At 33.1% G+C, this 16,125-nt stretch carries 15 protein-coding genes; 7 read left to right on the top strand and 8 right to left on the bottom strand.

What is annotated here, in order from left to right; translation table 11 throughout:
• The first annotated feature begins 30 nt into the window (after nt 1-30).
• Both FLAK523_RS02430 and FLAK523_RS02425 read left to right on the top strand, forming a co-directional pair.
• Nucleotides 31-957 (top strand): type IX secretion system membrane protein PorP/SprF, encoded by a 927-nt coding sequence (locus tag FLAK523_RS02430; RefSeq protein ID WP_248906199.1) that lies wholly within the window; start codon nt 31-33, stop codon nt 955-957.
• Nucleotides 958-967: 10 nt separating this feature from the next.
• On the top strand, nt 968-2,908 hold the full coding sequence (locus tag FLAK523_RS02425; RefSeq protein ID WP_248906197.1) for an OmpA family protein: 1,941 nt from the start codon (nt 968-970) through the stop codon (nt 2,906-2,908).
• Between the two features lie 95 nt (nt 2,909-3,003).
• Here the strand turns inward: FLAK523_RS02425 and FLAK523_RS02420 are convergent, their stop codons facing one another.
• The 3 genes from FLAK523_RS02420 to FLAK523_RS02410 form a co-directional block, all read right to left on the bottom strand.
• A complete protein-coding gene (locus FLAK523_RS02420) occupies nt 3,004-6,435 on the bottom strand; it encodes a hypothetical protein (RefSeq protein ID WP_248906194.1) in 3,432 nt (1,143 codons plus the stop codon).
• Nucleotides 6,436-6,520: 85 nt separating this feature from the next.
• Nucleotides 6,521-7,777: an aspartate kinase gene (locus FLAK523_RS02415; protein WP_248906192.1), complete on the bottom strand. Its 1,257-nt coding sequence runs from the start codon at nt 7,775-7,777 to the stop codon at nt 6,521-6,523.
• A gap of 12 nt (nt 7,778-7,789) precedes the next feature.
• Nucleotides 7,790-8,263, bottom strand: a complete 474-nt coding sequence (locus tag FLAK523_RS02410) for a GNAT family N-acetyltransferase (RefSeq protein ID WP_248906190.1) — start codon at nt 8,261-8,263, stop codon at nt 7,790-7,792.
• 160 nt (nt 8,264-8,423) lie between these two features.
• Between FLAK523_RS02410 and fbp the strand changes: the two genes are divergently transcribed.
• Nucleotides 8,424-9,443 (top strand): class 1 fructose-bisphosphatase, encoded by a 1,020-nt coding sequence (gene fbp / locus FLAK523_RS02405; RefSeq protein WP_248906188.1) that lies wholly within the window; start codon nt 8,424-8,426, stop codon nt 9,441-9,443.
• Between the two features lie 47 nt (nt 9,444-9,490).
• Here fbp and FLAK523_RS02400 read toward each other — a convergent pair whose 3' ends face one another.
• Entirely contained in the window at nt 9,491-9,919 is a 429-nt protein-coding gene (locus FLAK523_RS02400; protein WP_248906187.1) for a TerB family tellurite resistance protein, read from the bottom strand.
• A 184-nt stretch (nt 9,920-10,103) separates the two neighbouring features.
• On the opposite strand from FLAK523_RS02400, the gene FLAK523_RS02395 reads away from it, so the two are divergent.
• From FLAK523_RS02395 to FLAK523_RS02385, 3 genes are read left to right on the top strand one after another with little or no spacing between them, the layout of a single operon-like run.
• Nucleotides 10,104-10,697 (top strand): HupE/UreJ family protein, encoded by a 594-nt coding sequence (locus FLAK523_RS02395; RefSeq protein ID WP_248906185.1) that lies wholly within the window; start codon nt 10,104-10,106, stop codon nt 10,695-10,697.
• A gap of 4 nt (nt 10,698-10,701) precedes the next feature.
• Nucleotides 10,702-11,133, top strand: a complete 432-nt coding sequence (locus FLAK523_RS02390) for a dCMP deaminase family protein (protein ID WP_248906183.1) — start codon at nt 10,702-10,704, stop codon at nt 11,131-11,133.
• Nucleotides 11,133-12,701 (top strand): S41 family peptidase, encoded by a 1,569-nt coding sequence (locus FLAK523_RS02385; RefSeq protein WP_248906181.1) that lies wholly within the window; start codon nt 11,133-11,135, stop codon nt 12,699-12,701. Before FLAK523_RS02390 ends, FLAK523_RS02385 begins: the two co-directional genes overlap by 1 nt.
• Nucleotides 12,702-12,713: 12 nt before the next feature.
• Here FLAK523_RS02385 and FLAK523_RS02380 read toward each other — a convergent pair whose 3' ends face one another.
• The 4 genes from FLAK523_RS02380 to FLAK523_RS02365 form a co-directional block, all read right to left on the bottom strand.
• On the bottom strand, nt 12,714-13,463 hold the full coding sequence (locus FLAK523_RS02380) for a lysophospholipid acyltransferase family protein (protein ID WP_248906179.1): 750 nt from the start codon (nt 13,461-13,463) through the stop codon (nt 12,714-12,716).
• 59 nt (nt 13,464-13,522) lie between these two features.
• Entirely contained in the window at nt 13,523-14,128 is a 606-nt protein-coding gene (locus FLAK523_RS02375) for an FAD-dependent oxidoreductase (protein WP_248906177.1), read from the bottom strand.
• Between the two features lies 1 nt (nt 14,129).
• Nucleotides 14,130-14,333, bottom strand: coding sequence for a hypothetical protein (locus FLAK523_RS02370; RefSeq protein ID WP_248906175.1), 204 nt, complete (start codon nt 14,331-14,333; stop codon nt 14,130-14,132).
• Nucleotides 14,334-14,457: 124 nt separating this feature from the next.
• Nucleotides 14,458-15,039, bottom strand: coding sequence for a MarC family protein (locus FLAK523_RS02365; RefSeq protein WP_248906173.1), 582 nt, complete (start codon nt 15,037-15,039; stop codon nt 14,458-14,460).
• Nucleotides 15,040-15,327: 288 nt separating this feature from the next.
• Here FLAK523_RS02365 and FLAK523_RS02360 point away from each other — a divergent pair, with 288 nt between their 5' ends.
• Entirely contained in the window at nt 15,328-15,903 is a 576-nt protein-coding gene (locus tag FLAK523_RS02360) for a DUF3109 family protein (protein WP_248906171.1), read from the top strand.
• Nucleotides 15,904-16,125 lie beyond the last annotated feature (222 nt).

Below are 16,125 nucleotides of genomic sequence, written 5' to 3'. Positions count from 1 at the left end.
TTATATTCGAAAGTATTTAAAATGAAAAACATGAAAACAAAAATAGCTATAGTAATATTCATACTGATAACAAGTCTAGGGTATGGCCAGCAAGACGCTCAGTTTACTCAGTATATGTATAATAGTATAAGTATTAATCCTGCATATGCGGGTTCTAGGGAATCAATGAGTGTGTTTGCCTTACATCGAACTCAGTGGGTTGGACTAGACGGAGCTCCAGTTACAAACAACGTTTCGATTAATACTCCTATAAAAGGGAGTAATGTAGGATTAGGAATTTCTATAATTAATGATAAAATTGGACCGTCTGACGAAACCAATATTGCAGTTGATTTTGCATATCATATTAAAACTTCCGATAGTTATAAATTAGCTTTTGGACTAAAAGCTTCGGCTAATTTATTAAATGTAGATTTTCAAAAGCTTACCTATTTAACAACTGATAATAGTTTAAATACAAATATTGATAATAAATTTTCACCTAATATAGGTGTTGGGTTTTATTTGTACTCATCAAATGGGTATATTGGATTATCAGTACCTAATTTATTAGAAACGCAACATTTTGATAAATATGCTGGGAATGGAGCTCAAAGTTATTTAGCAAAAGAAAGACTTCATTATTATCTAACAGCCGGAAAGGTGTATGATTTGAGTAGTGAATTGAAATTTAAACCAGCTGTTATAACTAAATGGGTTCAAGGAGCTCCTTTACAAGTTGACTTATCGGCTAATTTTTTATTCAATGAAAAATTTGTTGCTGGTTTAGCATATCGTTGGAGCGCCGCAGTAAGTGCAATGGTTGGATTTCAAGCGTCAAACTCATGGTTTATAGGGTATGGATATGACTTAGAAACTACTCGTTTGTCACATTTCAATTCAGGTTCTCATGAAATCTTTTTGAGATATGAATTGTTTAATAAATATGATAGAATTGTATCACCAAGATTTTTCTAAACTTAACATTATGAAACGAAACCTCTTTATTTTTAGTGTATTTATTTGTCTTTTTTCAATCCAAGGATTTGGACAAAAAGCGAGTATAGCATCGGCAGATAAAAAATACGAACGATATGCGTATATAGATGCCATAGCAACATATGAAAGTGTTGCTGAGAGTGGTTACAAGGATGAAAAAATGTTCCAAAAATTAGGCAATGCCTACTATTTTAATGCTGATTTAGAAAAAGCGGCAAAATGGTATGCCGAACTTTTTTCTATGAACAAAGAACAAGAGCCTGAGTATTTTTATAGATATTCACAATGCTTAAAGACACTTGGTGAATATAAAGAGGCGGATAAAATGCTAGAACAATTCAATAAAAAATCAGGTAATGATCTAAGAGCAAAATTATTTGTTTCCAATAAAAATTACTTAGAAGAGATTAAAGAAAATTCAGGGCGTTTTAATGTGACAGATGCTGGGATTAATTCTGAATTCTCAGATTATGGTAGTTCATTTATAGGCAATAATTTAGTTTTTGCATCTGCAAGAGATACTGGTGGGGTTTCCAAAAAAATATTTAAATGGACTAATCAATCTTTTACAAATTTATATTCTTCTGAAGTGAAGTCAGACGGGTCAATGAGTAAACCTGAACGATTTGGAAACAGTATTAATTCAAAATTTCATGAATCTACCCCCATTTTTACTAGAGATGGATTAACGATGTATTTTACACGAAATAATTATCTAGATGGAAAAAAAGGGAAAGACGATCAAAGAATCACATTGTTAAAATTATATAAGGCCTCTTTAATAGATGGACAGTGGAAGAATGTTACGGAGCTGCCTTTTAATAGTGATCAATATAGTGTTGCTCATCCTGCTTTAAGTAAAGATGATAAAACGTTATATTTTGCATCAAATATGCCAGGGACAAAAGGACAATCGGATATTTTTAAAGTTACCATTAAAGAAGACGGGACTTACTCATCTCCTGAAAATTTAGGGGACATTATAAATACAGAAGGAAGGGAAACTTTTCCTTTTATATCAGATGATAACGAATTATATTTTTCTTCTGATGGTCGACCAGGTTTAGGAGGATTGGATATTTACGTTTCCAAAATAGAAAATGATTTAAGTTTCAAAAAAGTTCAAAATATAGGTGCTCCAATAAACGGAACACACGATGATTTTTCTTTTATGATCGATAGCGAAAGTAGAAACGGATTTTTCTCATCCAATAGAGTTGGAGGAAAAGGCTATGATGATATTTACAAGTTTACAGAAACTAGAAAATTATTATGTGAACAGAATTTAATTGGAACAATAACGGATAAAGAAACGGATAAAATAATTTCGGACTCTAAAATAAGTTTGTTTGACGAGAATTTCCAATTTTTAAAAGCAAATATTTCAGATAATAAGGGGAATTATAGTTTTGAAGTAGAATGCGGTAAAAAATATTATGTAAGGGCTGAGAAAATTGATTTTGAATCTAATGAGGGCACTTTTACAATTCCAAAATCTAACGGTAAATCAATTTTATCTTTGGAACTAGAGAAGCGTATAAAACCAATAGGTCAGGGAACAGACTTAGCGAAAACACTAAATATTCCTGTTATCTATTTTGATTTAGATAAATCTTTCATTAGAAATGATGCTTCATTTGAGTTAGCTAAAATAGTAGCAGTAATGAAACAATATCCAAAATTAAAAATCGATGTGCGTTCACATACTGACAGCCGCCAAACTACTCAATATAACGAAGTTTTATCAGATAGAAGAGCAAAATCAACTAGAGATTGGTTAATTAAAAACGGCATTGAAGCTAGTCGATTAACAGCTAAAGGATATGGTGAATCACAATTAATTAATAAATGTGCAGACGGTGTTGATTGTTCAGAAGCGGAACATCAAGCGAATAGAAGAAGTGAATTTGTTATTATATCAATGGAATAATTTATTTGCCAGTATTACTTAAAGGATATGATAATGCTTGAAGAGAGAGTTAAAAGGCTATTAAAAACAATAGATTTTTAACTCTCTTTTTTAGTTTAAAAATAAGCCCTCAATTGAATATTTCCGGTATGGATGGTTTGACTTGTTTCGCTTTTTCTTCCTTGGTAATTCAGGTTGATATCCAGAAATTGAGTTAGATTTTTTTGCATTAAAAAGCGCCAAACCATATTTTGTCCCGTTTGAAGTCCTTCAAGCATTTGAAAGCCTACGGCATTGAACTCATTGCCCTCGAAATTGTTTTGATAAAAAGAAAATTCACCATTAAGGGTTAAGTTTTTATTTGAAGCATAAGAAAAAGAAGTTCCAATTCTATTTTGAGTTAAGGTTTCGAAATTGCCCATCTGGTTTTCTTTGTTTTGTAGTTCATAAAAGAAATCCCAACTTGTGCTTTTTGAAAATAAATAACTAATTTTTGGAGCCAGTTGATATCCGCTAACATCATAATTTTTTTCAGTAAAATTTTCAGAAGCAATCGAAGTTTTGATGGTTTTTGCAAAAGCGGTAAACAACCAGCTCTTCTTGTATAAGTGTGAATATTGTAATTGATGTGAACTGTTTTTAGATTCTTGAGACCCAATTGACAGTAAGTTTTTAGTCTGATTCTTTATATAGGAATAAGTTATGGAATGCGCTTGTTTCCCCCTATTATAAAACAAACTGTTTCTAAAACTAGAAGTCAAGCCAAGTGTATTTTCATTTGAAGTACTAAAAGGGTTTAGCTCAAAATTAGTGCCGTCACGTATAGTTTTTCGGTCTATCAAAAACGAGGTTTGGTTATAAAAAAGCGACAGTATTCTTTTAGAGCCGCTTTCATTTTGCCATTGATTAGGGTTTAGAATTACGGATTGAGAGAATTTTGTTTGGTGCGTTTTTACATAAATCCGATTAGGTAAAAATACCCTAATGTATTTTGCCTGATCAATAAACGGGGCAACTTCAAATTCTTGTAATTCCTGAATAGCATTGTTGTTGTAATCGTTCCAAGTGTAAACACCTTGTCCAGCAGGGACTTCAAGATAAGTAAACTCCTGTTGAGGAAGCGTTCCGGCATTGGTCTCATACGCAATTGTGTTTAGAATTAATTGATTAAAAAAACGATCGTTGTAAACCATTCTGGAATTTAAGGAAGGCTCACTTTTCTTTGTAGCATCTACAAAATCTAATACTCTGTAATTTGTAAAAATAGAAAGGTCACTTTTTTCCGTTTGTATTAATTTGGATTTAAGGTAGTAAGTTTGAGAGTTGTTTACTCTTTGTAGCTGATCGTTTTTTATACTATCATTTACTCTTTTCAACAAACCTAATTCAACATATACTTGAGTACTGTCTCCTCGTCCGGCAAACAAACCATATTCAGAAAACCGTTGACTTAATGAAGTAAATTGACTTGTCATATTCGATTTTTCCTGATTGTCTTCCAATCGCTGGCTTGTCCCGATCCAATTTTTATCAAAATGATATTTTACTTTTGATTGGTTTCGAATAAATTTTGATGTCGCAACAACGCCTTCACTTTTTAAGTAACTTCCTTGGTTTTGAATGGTCCAGTTTTTTAGCTGTACAAGTCCGTTTAGTACTTGTCTATTGCCTGAAAAACTTTCAGAGAAATCTAGTTTTTCAAATTGGTAATTTACAAAACCTCTGTTTGTAGATGATGATTTCGGAACTAAATTAAAATTCAATCCGGATATAAGTAGGCTTTGATTCCCTATCGCGGCTGTTCCTAAATTCCAGTCTCTATCAAATTCAATGGTATAAAGACGTTCCACGGATCTAAATTCTTTTTGGGTAAACTGATAATTTGCAAAAGCGTCAACATTCCATTTATTGGAAAACAACCTTTGTTTGGCGTTTATTTTCCCGCTTATTCCCTGGTTGTTTAAATCGTCAATTTTCGAAAATAAATTTCTATCGTTATTACTGATTCCAATTTCAAAATCCACAGCTGTTTTTTCAGTTGGGGCAAATTTTCCTAAAAAGGTAGCGACTTGGATTTTAGTAGGGGCTACTAATTGAATTACGGGTTCGTAATTTCCCTGTGGAGCACCGTTTATGGGCGCTATGTATTCATAAATTCTGCTTATGGCAGCTGCATTTTTGAGTATGTAATTCCCTTTTTGTGGTGCTGTTAAACTAAACCTGACATTGTATAACTCATCCAGAGAATTATTAGAATATTCGAATATTTCAACGTTGTTTATAATTCGTTTTGCATACAATACTTTATTATTCGAATAGCTGTCAACATAAGCGGATGGAGCTACCATTAAATCTTGGTTGTCACCAGAATTCACTAAAATTTGAGCTTGCTCTTGAGAGAGATTTTGCTGTAGTGGTTGATTCTTTAAATCATTTTCGGAATATAAAAAACTGCCAAAACTCCATTTTTTACTTTCCACTGTTCCCCCAGCATAAGTAACAAACCGAGTGTAATTCCTGTCTGAATATTGATATTCTATTGCTATTCGCATCTCAGAAGTAATGGGGAATAATGAGGTGAAATTTATTTCCCCAGCATTATAATCAATGGTGTAATCATTGTTTTCTCCTCTTTTCAACAAAAGACCATTTACATAAACACGTTCTGATCCAGAAATTACCAGAACATATAACTCCCCATTTTGCCCCTTTAATTTATAAGGTCCTTGATTGCCTTCCAAACCCACAAAATTGCTCTTTGAATATTGTCCTTTGACCAGTGCCACTGAAGCAAATACATTAGACTTGCTGTTTTCATTTTCGAAATCAAAACTGGTGGCCAGTCCCTGTACTTTTTTATTGAAATTGAGGAATTGTGTCTTTCGATTTTCCAGAAACACATCGCCTGCCCGAATATTCCATTTGTCGCTAAAGAGTTCCATAAAGATATTATCAAACTGATCTAGTTTTTGCGAATATCCACCGTCTTGCAGCGGAATATTGCTGTCTTGTAGGGAAGCTCTTAAGCTCACTTTATCGGATAGTTTTCCTGTGATTTGTAAATCTAAGTTTGAGTTTAAAACACCATTTTGATTGTTTCCAATGGTAATTCCCCTTGTAATACTTCCCGAAGTGGTTAATCCATCAAATGGGACGTTTGTATTAACTGTTTTGGGTTGAACTTGATATAGTTTTTCTGAGCTAATGTCATTACTTACCACTTGACTCTCGTCATAGATGCGGTATTCTTTGGTTAAAATATCGGGGAATTTAAGATATTGAACCGTAAGTGAATCGGATTTTGTTGTGAATGTTTTTTTGAAAAACAGGGTGGCTTTTTGAAAATTTATTTGGTAGAAAACACTGTCAATAACATTGTTTTCAGCGTCAAGTAATTTAAAAAAATCAGAGTTGAGGCTCTCCTTTTCTATCTGGATACTGTCTAAAGAATAGCGGATTTTTTTGGCTTTGTATAACGATTTATTTTCCTGGGCCTGAAGCCCAGAAAAATAAATTGTCAATATTAAAAGCACTATTTTTTTAAACATAAAGAGATAAACGTCTATATGTCAAAAGTAGTATATTCTTAATAACTATAAGTGTTTGTGCTTAATTTGTACTTATTGGCGATGGTTAGTTATCACGGGTTACAATCTGCATTGTTTCAGTACTGACTTGTTTCAACAGCACTGTCTTCCCTTTTTCAACCATTTCTGCCGCTTTATCATTAAAATGTCTAATGGTAAATAAAGTAACGTTTTCAGTAAAATCAACTTTAAATTTCTTTGACAATACAGTATTCAATTCCTTGAAGTTATCAAATTTGTCTTCGACACATACAGAGAAACTAATAGCCGAATTCTGAATTAAATTCACTTTTAATTTATATTCGGAGAACAAAGAGAAAATTTCGCTGATGTTGTCTTCCATAATAAAAGAGAAATCTATAGAAGACAGCGAGATTAACAGCTGATTTTTTTTAACTATAAAACAAGGTAAAAAGGGTTCTAAAGTTGCGCCTTTAGAAACACTTGTTCCTTTTAATAACGGATTTATAAATGACTTAACATACAAAGGAATTTCCTTTTTTTGTAAAGGCTGTAATGTTTTCGGATGAATAACAGTTGCTCCATAAAAAGCAAGTTCAATTGCTTCACGATACGATATCTGGTTTAATAAACTGGCATTTTCAAAATATCTTGGATCGGCATTCATTACCCCTGGGACATCTTTCCAGATTGTTACACTTTCAGCATTTAAACAATAGGCGAAAATGGCAGCGGTGTAATCCGATCCTTCACGACCTAGAGTTGTGGTGAAATTATTTTCATCAGACCCCAAAAATCCCTGAGTGATATTTAGAATTTTTCTTTTCACATTTTTGGAAATATTCTTTTGTGTCAATTCCCAGTTCACTTCAGCATCTCTGTAATTAGCATCAGTTTTTATGAAATTACGCACATCAATCCATTGTGTTTTGATACCCATAAAATTCATGAAATGACTAAGGATAGTTGTAGAAATCAATTCACCATAGCTTACAATCTGATCGTAAACAAAATTATAATTTGGAGATTTGTTATGGCCTAAAAAGTAGTCTAAATCAGAGAAATGTAGTTTGACAGCTTGAAAAACATCGTTTTTATCGTCTTCAAACAGATCCAAAAGAATTTGATTGTGGTATTTTTTCACCTCTTGGACAGAAGATTGTAGCTCAGCTGATTTGTCAAAATAATTTTTTATAACGACCTCAAGAGCATTTGTTGTTTTTCCCATTGCAGAAACAACTAACAAGACATCTTCATATCCTACTTTTTGTAAAACATCATATACATTTTTTATACCCTCGGCATCTTTTACTGAAGCTCCACCAAATTTAAATACTCTCATCTTTTTAATTTTTTAGATATTTTGTAAAAAATTATCAATACCTATTTCATCCATTTGTACTACATCCCAATCTCTTAATACTTTTGCTCCTGATTTTTCATAAAAGTCTATAGCAGGAGAGTTCCAGTCGAGAACATGCCAGTCGATTCTTTTCACTTGGTCTTTCTTACCTTGCTTAATAATCTCAGTGTACAACGCAAGTCCTAATCCAGTTCCTCGCATTTTTTCTTTAACAACTAAGTCTTCTAGATGAATTATTTTTCCTTTCCAAGTTGAATAACGGTAATAGTACAAAGCAATACCTACAATTTCAGAGTCAACTTCGGCAACAAAAACTTGAAATAAAGGAATGTCCCCAAAACCATCTCGAATTAAATCTTTCGCAGTTATTAACACGGCATCGGGTTCTTTTTCATAATCAGCCAGTTCTTGTATTAAACCTAGAACTGCATTCATGTCTTCAGGATTTCCTCTTCTTATATTCATGGATTTGTGATTTATATGTTTCGAAAGATTGAAATTAACTATTTTTAAAGCTTTTTTATCAGCAAATATACAATAGTGATAAACTAAGTAAATATTATTCAAATCATTTTCACAAAAAAAGCGATATTTGTGACTTCAAATTAACTACAACGATTTCTTAATGAAAGAACGCAACAAAACACTAGGGGAATTTATCATTGAAAACCAAAATGCTTTTCAATATTCATCAGGAGAATTATCCAGAATTATCAATTCTATTCGGCTAGCTGCTAAAGTCGTTAATTATAAAGTAAATAAAGCTGGATTAGTTGATATTATTGGAGCTGCTGGAGAACAAAATATTCAGGGTGAAGATCAACAAAAATTGGACGTTTACGCAAATGAAGTTTTTATTCAGACATTAATTAATCGTGAGATTGTATGTGGAATCGCATCCGAGGAAAACGATGAGTTTATTACAGTTGAAGGTAGTGACAATAGTCATAATAACAAATATGTTGTTTTGATGGATCCACTTGATGGATCTTCAAATATCGACGTAAACGTTTCGGTAGGGACTATTTTTTCTGTTTTTAGAAGAATAACGCCTATAGGAACTCCGGTTACACTTGAGGATTTCTTGCAACCAGGTACAAGTCAGGTTGCAGCAGGGTATGTGATTTACGGTACGTCAACTATGATCGTTTATACAACGGGTCACGGTGTGAATGGGTTTACTTTAAATCCAGCTATTGGAACATTTTATTTATCGCATCCAGATATGCAGTTTTCTAAAGATGGGAATATATATTCTATCAATGAAGGGAATTATGTTCATTTTCCACAAGGGGTGAAAGATTATCTTAAATATTGTCAGTCTGAAGAAGAGGACAGGCCGTATACATCTCGTTATATAGGAAGTTTAGTTTCTGACATTCATAGAAATATGATTAAGGGAGGTATTTATATTTACCCTACAAGTTCTAAAGCACCTAAGGGGAAATTACGTTTACTATATGAATGTAACCCTATGGCTTTTATAGCTGAACAGGCTGGAGGAAAAGCTTCTGATGGTTTTGGAAGAATTATGGAAATTCAACCAACTGAATTACATGAACGTGTCCCGTTTTTCTGTGGTAGCCACAATATGGTTGAGAAAGCGGAGGAGTTTATGCTTAAAGCTAAATTAAGTAAATATTAAAACACCATAAAAAAAGCTCCTGAAAATTTCAGGAGCTTTTTTATTATTTATTCATCTTTTTGCATTTTCAAAAGGAAGTCGTCTAGATCTACATTCTCGTCTACTAGTGATAGAGCAGAAGCAACTATAGAATCTACATTTTCTGATGTAAAACCAATTCCTAAACAAAGCTTCTTAAGCATAACTTCTTGCTTGTCACCAAGTATGTGGTCAATACGCACCATTCTTGCCAAGTCATATAAACGCTCTAATCTTTTCGCGTATAAATAAGGAGGGTTGATTGGGTATTTTGAAGGATTCTCTAGAATTTCTTCATATTCTGCTGAAGAAATTTCCAGGCGAATAGCTAATTTCTCTAAAAATTCTTTTTCTTCAGGGGCAAAAACCCCATCGGCTAATGCTAGTCTTACAATGGAAGAAAAGTGACCTTTATTTCTTTGTTTGAATTCGCTATCAAATAAATCTGAAAATGACATAGTTAATTTTTTATTTATATTGGACAAAGATAATTCAATTTTTAAAATATTAATTTTCTTTTTAATTTTTCTTTAACAACAGTAGCTTTTATTGAAATTTAATTAAGGATTAACAAGTTCAATTCAGTCTTTTTCAAAATAAATCGTAAGTTTACAACCCCTTTATCAATTTAATAAAATACCTATGTCACAATTTTGGATTTATTTTCAAATAGGATTAAAACACGTTCTGGATATCTATTCATACGACCATGTTTTGTTTTTAATAGCCTTGGCTGTACCGTTTACTTTTAAGGACTGGAAACGGATTGTGCTATTAGTTTCCCTTTTTACAATTGGGCATACTTTGGCCTTGATATTATCTGTTTTTGGCATAATTGCTGTTAAGGTAAATGTGGTTGAATTACTGATACCAATTACTATTTTGATAACCGCTTTATTTAATTTGTTTACCGCTGGTAAGTCGAATAAAAAAGAAAGCATCAATCTAGTGTTTTTTATAACCCTTTTCTTCGGGATAATTCACGGATTGGGTTTCTCGAGTTATTTTAAATCGATTATTGGAGGATCTTCAACATCTAAATTATTGCCATTAGGGGAATTTGCTTTAGGTATAGAAGTGGCTCAAATAGCCGTGGTTTTTGTGGTTTTGATTTTGTCTTATATTGTTCAAACGGTATTTAGATTCTCTAAAAGAGATTGGACTTTAGTAATGTCAGCATTTATAATAGGTGTGGTTTTACCAATGATAATTGATAATAAAATTTGGTTAAGATAGAAATATGGAAGTGTTAAAATTAAATAAATACGATAAAGCATATCTGAGAATTGCAACGGAATGGGGCCTTTTGTCTTATTGTAAACGCAAACAAGTAGGAGCAATAATTGTTCGTGATCGAATGATAATTTCTGATGGTTATAACGGAACCCCTTCTGGTTTTGAAAATTGTTGTGAGGATGATGAAGGGTTGACGCGTTGGGATGTTTTGCATGCCGAAGCAAATGCTATTTTAAAAGTAGCTCGATCTACTCAATCTTGTGAAGGTGCAACGCTTTATATTACACTTTCACCTTGTAAAGAGTGTAGTAAATTGATACATCAATCCGGGATAAAAAGAGTGGTTTATCACAATGGTTACCGTGATGATTCCGGGATTCAGTTTTTGATTAAAGCGGGGATAGTTGTAGAACATATTCCAGTATTAGAAGAATAATGAAAATGAAAAATAAATACCTGCCTATCGTACTCTTTGCAACTCTCGCAATAGGGGTGCTTCTTGGGGGATTATTAAATTTTTCAAACCAAAATCATTTGTTGGTTAAAAACAGTTCCAGAACAAAGCTCAACAAACTAATTGATTTTATCGACAAGGAATATGTTGATGACGTAAGTACAGATTCTATTGTAAATCTTACGGTAGACAATATTATGGGACATTTAGATCCGCATTCTGTATATGTTCCACCTAGTATGCAATCGCAAGTTGCGGAAAGTATGAAAGGGGACTTTGTGGGAATAGGGGTTAATTTCTATATGTATAATGATTCAGTGGCGATTATAAAACCTGTTGAAAATGGCCCTTCGGCAAAAGCAGGAATAAAAGCGGGCGACCGTATTTTATATGCCGATAAAACCAAGTTATTTGGTCGTAAATTGCCAAGTGACAGTTTGTTTTCGAAGCTAAAAGGAAAAGAAGGTTCTTTAGTTGAACTTACGATTTTCAGAAAATCAGAAGGCAAGAAATTAAAAGTAAAAATTAGACGTGATGTCATTCCAATAAAGAGTGTAGATGTGGCGGTTCTTTTAAATACAACCACGGGATATATAAAAATAAACCGATTTGCCGAAACCACCTATGAAGAATTTATGGCAGGTTTAACCAAATTAAAACAAAAAGGCGCAACATCACTAGTTATCGATCTTAGAGATAATGGCGGAGGATATATGGAAGAAGCCATTTCTATTGCTGATGAATTACTGAAAGACAAGCAATTGATTGTTTTTACCAAAAACAAAAAAGGAAGTGTTCAAAAAACTTTTGCAACCAAAAAAGGAAGCTTTGAAAACGGAAATGTTTCGATTTTGATCAATGAAAATAGCGCATCGGCAAGTGAGATACTCGCAGGAGCAGTTCAGGATAATGACAGAGGGACAATTGTAGGCCGCCGCTCTTTTGGGAAAGGATTAGTGCAACGCGAAATGGATTTTGATGACGGTTCGGCCGTTCGACTGACTATTGCGAGGTATTATACCCCTACGGGCCGTTCGATTCAAAAACCGTATGCCAAAGGGAATGAGGATTATTTTAAAGAATCGGATTCTCGTTTTAAAAATGGGGAATTGTATAAAAAAGACAGCATAAAAGTGGCCGACACCCTTAAATTTAAAACCCCGAAAGGGAAAGTTGTTTATGGCGGTGGCGGAATAGTTCCTGATGTTTTTGTTCCTCTTGAAGTGGAACATGGCAGTGAACACATTGTATATCTATTGCAATCTGGAATTGTAGGCAGGTTTGTATTCGAACAATTAGATAAGGACAGAAAAGCTTTTAATGGCTTGTCTTTTGAAGGATTTGTTGCTAAAATGAAAACATCCGATTTGTATTTTAATGCTTTTCAAAAATACTTGCAACAAAACGGACTGGATTTAAGATTAACAAAAAGTAAGGCAATAGTAAAACGCTATCTCTCGGCTGAATTCGCCCGACAGTTATATGGTGAAAGTAATTATTATGAAATTATCTTAAAGGACGATGTGATGATTAAAGCAGTGTTGAAATAATCACACTTTATTTTATGTATTCGAATTCCAATCTTCTCTATATCGAATAAGTTCCTTATCAATCATCTCTTTAGAAGTCTTCAATAAATATTCAGCATCGTCAGAATATAGCGGGGGGAAATAAGTGATTTTTATTTCGGTAGTCAGTTTTCCAAAACATTTTAAGAAATGAGGAATAAAAGTATCATCATCAACAAAAGCATCTGATATTACTTTGTAATCTATTGCAATAGGAATAATTGCGGCTTTTATTTCTGTAGCCGTCTTGAATGACCCATAATTAAAATCTACTGTTGTAGGTAAAATATGCGTCGTTCCTTCTGGAAAATTAAGCACAGAATGGCCATTATTGATAATCTCTTTTATATTATCACAAGTTTCTTGGCGGCTATCTTGACATTTTCTGTCTACAAAAACAACCCCTGATATTTTACAGAGATAACCAATTAATGGCCAAGAAGCAACTTCTTTCTTGCCTACAGGGAAAGCATTTAAATGGCCTACAATTACAATTGGATCAAAATAGGAACGATGATTAGCTACGATTAATCCCTGAATTAAGGGTATTTCGCCATAAACAGTTGTTCGGATTCCTAAAATCCAAGTGGTTGTTTTTATTATACAGTCACGTAATATTAGTCCGTTTCGAGATGTGGTTTTCTCGCTCCAAAAAAAGCTTGCTACATAAAAAATAACAGAAAATAAGGAAACGTATGTGATGAAAATGATTAATCTAGTAAGGCTTAATAGTAATGAAAACATAGTGTTGATTTATAAAAACGGTAAATCTACTATTAATTTCCTAATAAGCTAATTTTGGGCTACCTATTGCTGTCGTGAACGTGAGTTTGCGTGCCATTATTCCATAAAGTAAGAATATCCGTTGCTACAGCAGCACCGCTTCCTGCGGCAATTGCCAACTGGCTTCTATGTCCGGCTAAAGTTCCGATAACGTAAACGCCTTGAGTAACCTCGTGATCTGTATTTTGCAATTGAATTCTTTGTTTCTCCGGTTTTGCCTTTTTATGCGCTTCTACATAGTGCATCAGTCCTTCAATGGCAAAAGTGTTTGCGGCACCAATAGCGACAACAATCGATTTAGTTTTATAGGTGTTTTTATTTGTAGTAATTGTAAATTCTGGAAAATGACCTTCTATTGCAATCACTTTTTCATCAGGAATTTGGACGATATGTGGGTAACTGTCTGACAATTGTTTTTTGCTTTCCAGCAGTAATTCTGAGCCTAATTTACCTGCAGGAATTCCATAGGCATTGTTGAAAACAGCATCTTGAAGTGAGGATGCTTTCTGGTGGGTGAAAACCCCGATTTTTTTATCAGTTGTAAAAGGTTTGTTTTTAGCAGAACCCAAAACAAGAGCACAGGACATTCCTGAAACGCCTCCGCCAATAATTAAAACGTCAAACATACTATAGTTTGTCGTTCATTTTTTCTTCGATCTTTTTTGACATTCTAAAAATTAAAAGAATCAATACAGCACAAAAAGAAGCTGCGATTCCAATAAATGCAACAACGCTATCACCTTGAAAAGGGTTTTTAAAATCCAATAGAGTGATGTTAAAAACGATAAGCGATAAAGCAAGTAAAACTAAAACGTTGGTAAAGATTTTCATAAGATGTTTTTTTTGTTCAACTATTTAAAAATATTTCAGGAAATAGTATTGCTACTAATTATCTCCTAAAGTGGTATTGTTCTTTGATAGTGAGCATTTGGCGGTAAATTTATAAAAAAAATAGTTAGACAAACAAACCTTTAACATTAGCGCCGAATAATTTAACAGCTATGGCAAGCAATACAACGCCAAAAACCTTTCTAATCACGCCTAAACCTGACTTACCGAGCATTTGTTCTATTTTTGAAGACGATTTTAAAACCACGTAAACCACAATCATATTCAGTAGAATAGCGATGATTATATTAATAGTGTGGTATTGAGATTTTAAAGATAATAAAGTCGTCATTGTTCCGGCACCTGCAATTAATGGGAAAGCTATGGGTACTATTGAAGCTGTTTTAGAGTCGTCTTCTTCTTTGTATAAACGAATTCCTAAAATCATTTCTAAAGCCAAGAAAAAAAGAACAAAAGAACCCGCAACTGCAAAAGAGTTTACGTCAATTCCTATTATATTCAACATTTCTTCCCCTATAAAAAGAAACATAATCATAATGACTAAGGCTGCAATTGTAGCTTTTTCAGACTGAATGTGTCCAACTTTAGTACGCAAATCAACAATAATGGGAATGCTTCCTAAGATGTCGATTACGGCAAATAAAACCATTCCTACAGTTGCAATTTCATTAAAACTTAATTCAAACATTTTCTTTTATTTTTATTGGGCAAAAGTACAATTATTTTTTATTTAGAATAGTGTTTTATTGAGGACGAATTATTGTTTTTATTTGAAATGAATCCATTAAATAAGAAGTGTTTATGTTAAAAAGCGAATGTCTTCTTAGATAGAAAGGAAAGCTAGTACTATTAGTCGCACAAAGAGAGATGGTAGGGGCTATTTGTCTTGTATTTCATTTTTCTCTCTGCTCTTTATTTTGCAACTTCCCAACTTAAATACTACCTTTGTAGCTTCAATAGTTATTATAAAAAAAGCATGTTTCAATTAGGAAAAACCATCGTATCAGAAGATATACTCGAAAAAGAATTTGTATGCAACTTGTCTGCTTGTAAAGGGGCTTGTTGTGTTGATGGTGACGCTGGAGCACCTCTTAGTCTTGAGGAGACTAAGATTCTGGAAGAGATTTATCCAATAGTGAAGCCTTTTCTACGTAAAAAAGGTATTGAGGCTATCGAAGCTCAAGGTACATGGGTAAAAGGAACTGATGGAGATCTTGAAACGCCGCTAATTGACGATAAAGATTGCGCTTATGTGATTTTTGATGGAAAAACCGCTCTTTGTGGTATCGAGCAAGCATACAATCAAGGATTAATTGACTGGAAAAAACCTGTTTCATGTCATTTATACCCTATTCGAGTAAAAGATTTTACAGAATTTGCCGCTGTTAATTATGACAAATGGGATATCTGTGACGCGGCCTGTTCTTTAGGTCAAGAGTTAGAAGTGCCTGTATATAAATTTGTCAAGGAAGCTTTGATTAGAAAATTTGGCGAAGACTGGTATGCTGAACTTGATAAAGTGGCTCAGGAATTAAAAAACAATAAGTCTTAAACTATAATAAATAAAAATATTTTCATGGATTCCTCAAATACTGATTTGATGAAAACAAAAAAAAATATTTCTAAAATAATACAAAAACATCTTTTTTAAAAGATTGTAAAACCCTAAGGTTTACGGTCTGTCACGCTTATTTGCATATTTCAAAATATTGATAATCAACATATTGACATTTAGTAAAAACCAATGCGTTTTTTTCTATTTGTTAAAAACTAG

The sequence above is a fragment of the Flavobacterium sp. K5-23 genome (genome assembly GCF_023278045.1).
Taxonomy (GTDB): domain Bacteria; phylum Bacteroidota; class Bacteroidia; order Flavobacteriales; family Flavobacteriaceae; genus Flavobacterium.
Note: the sequence above shows the minus strand (reverse complement) of the source record. Positions and strands in the feature narration are given on the sequence as shown.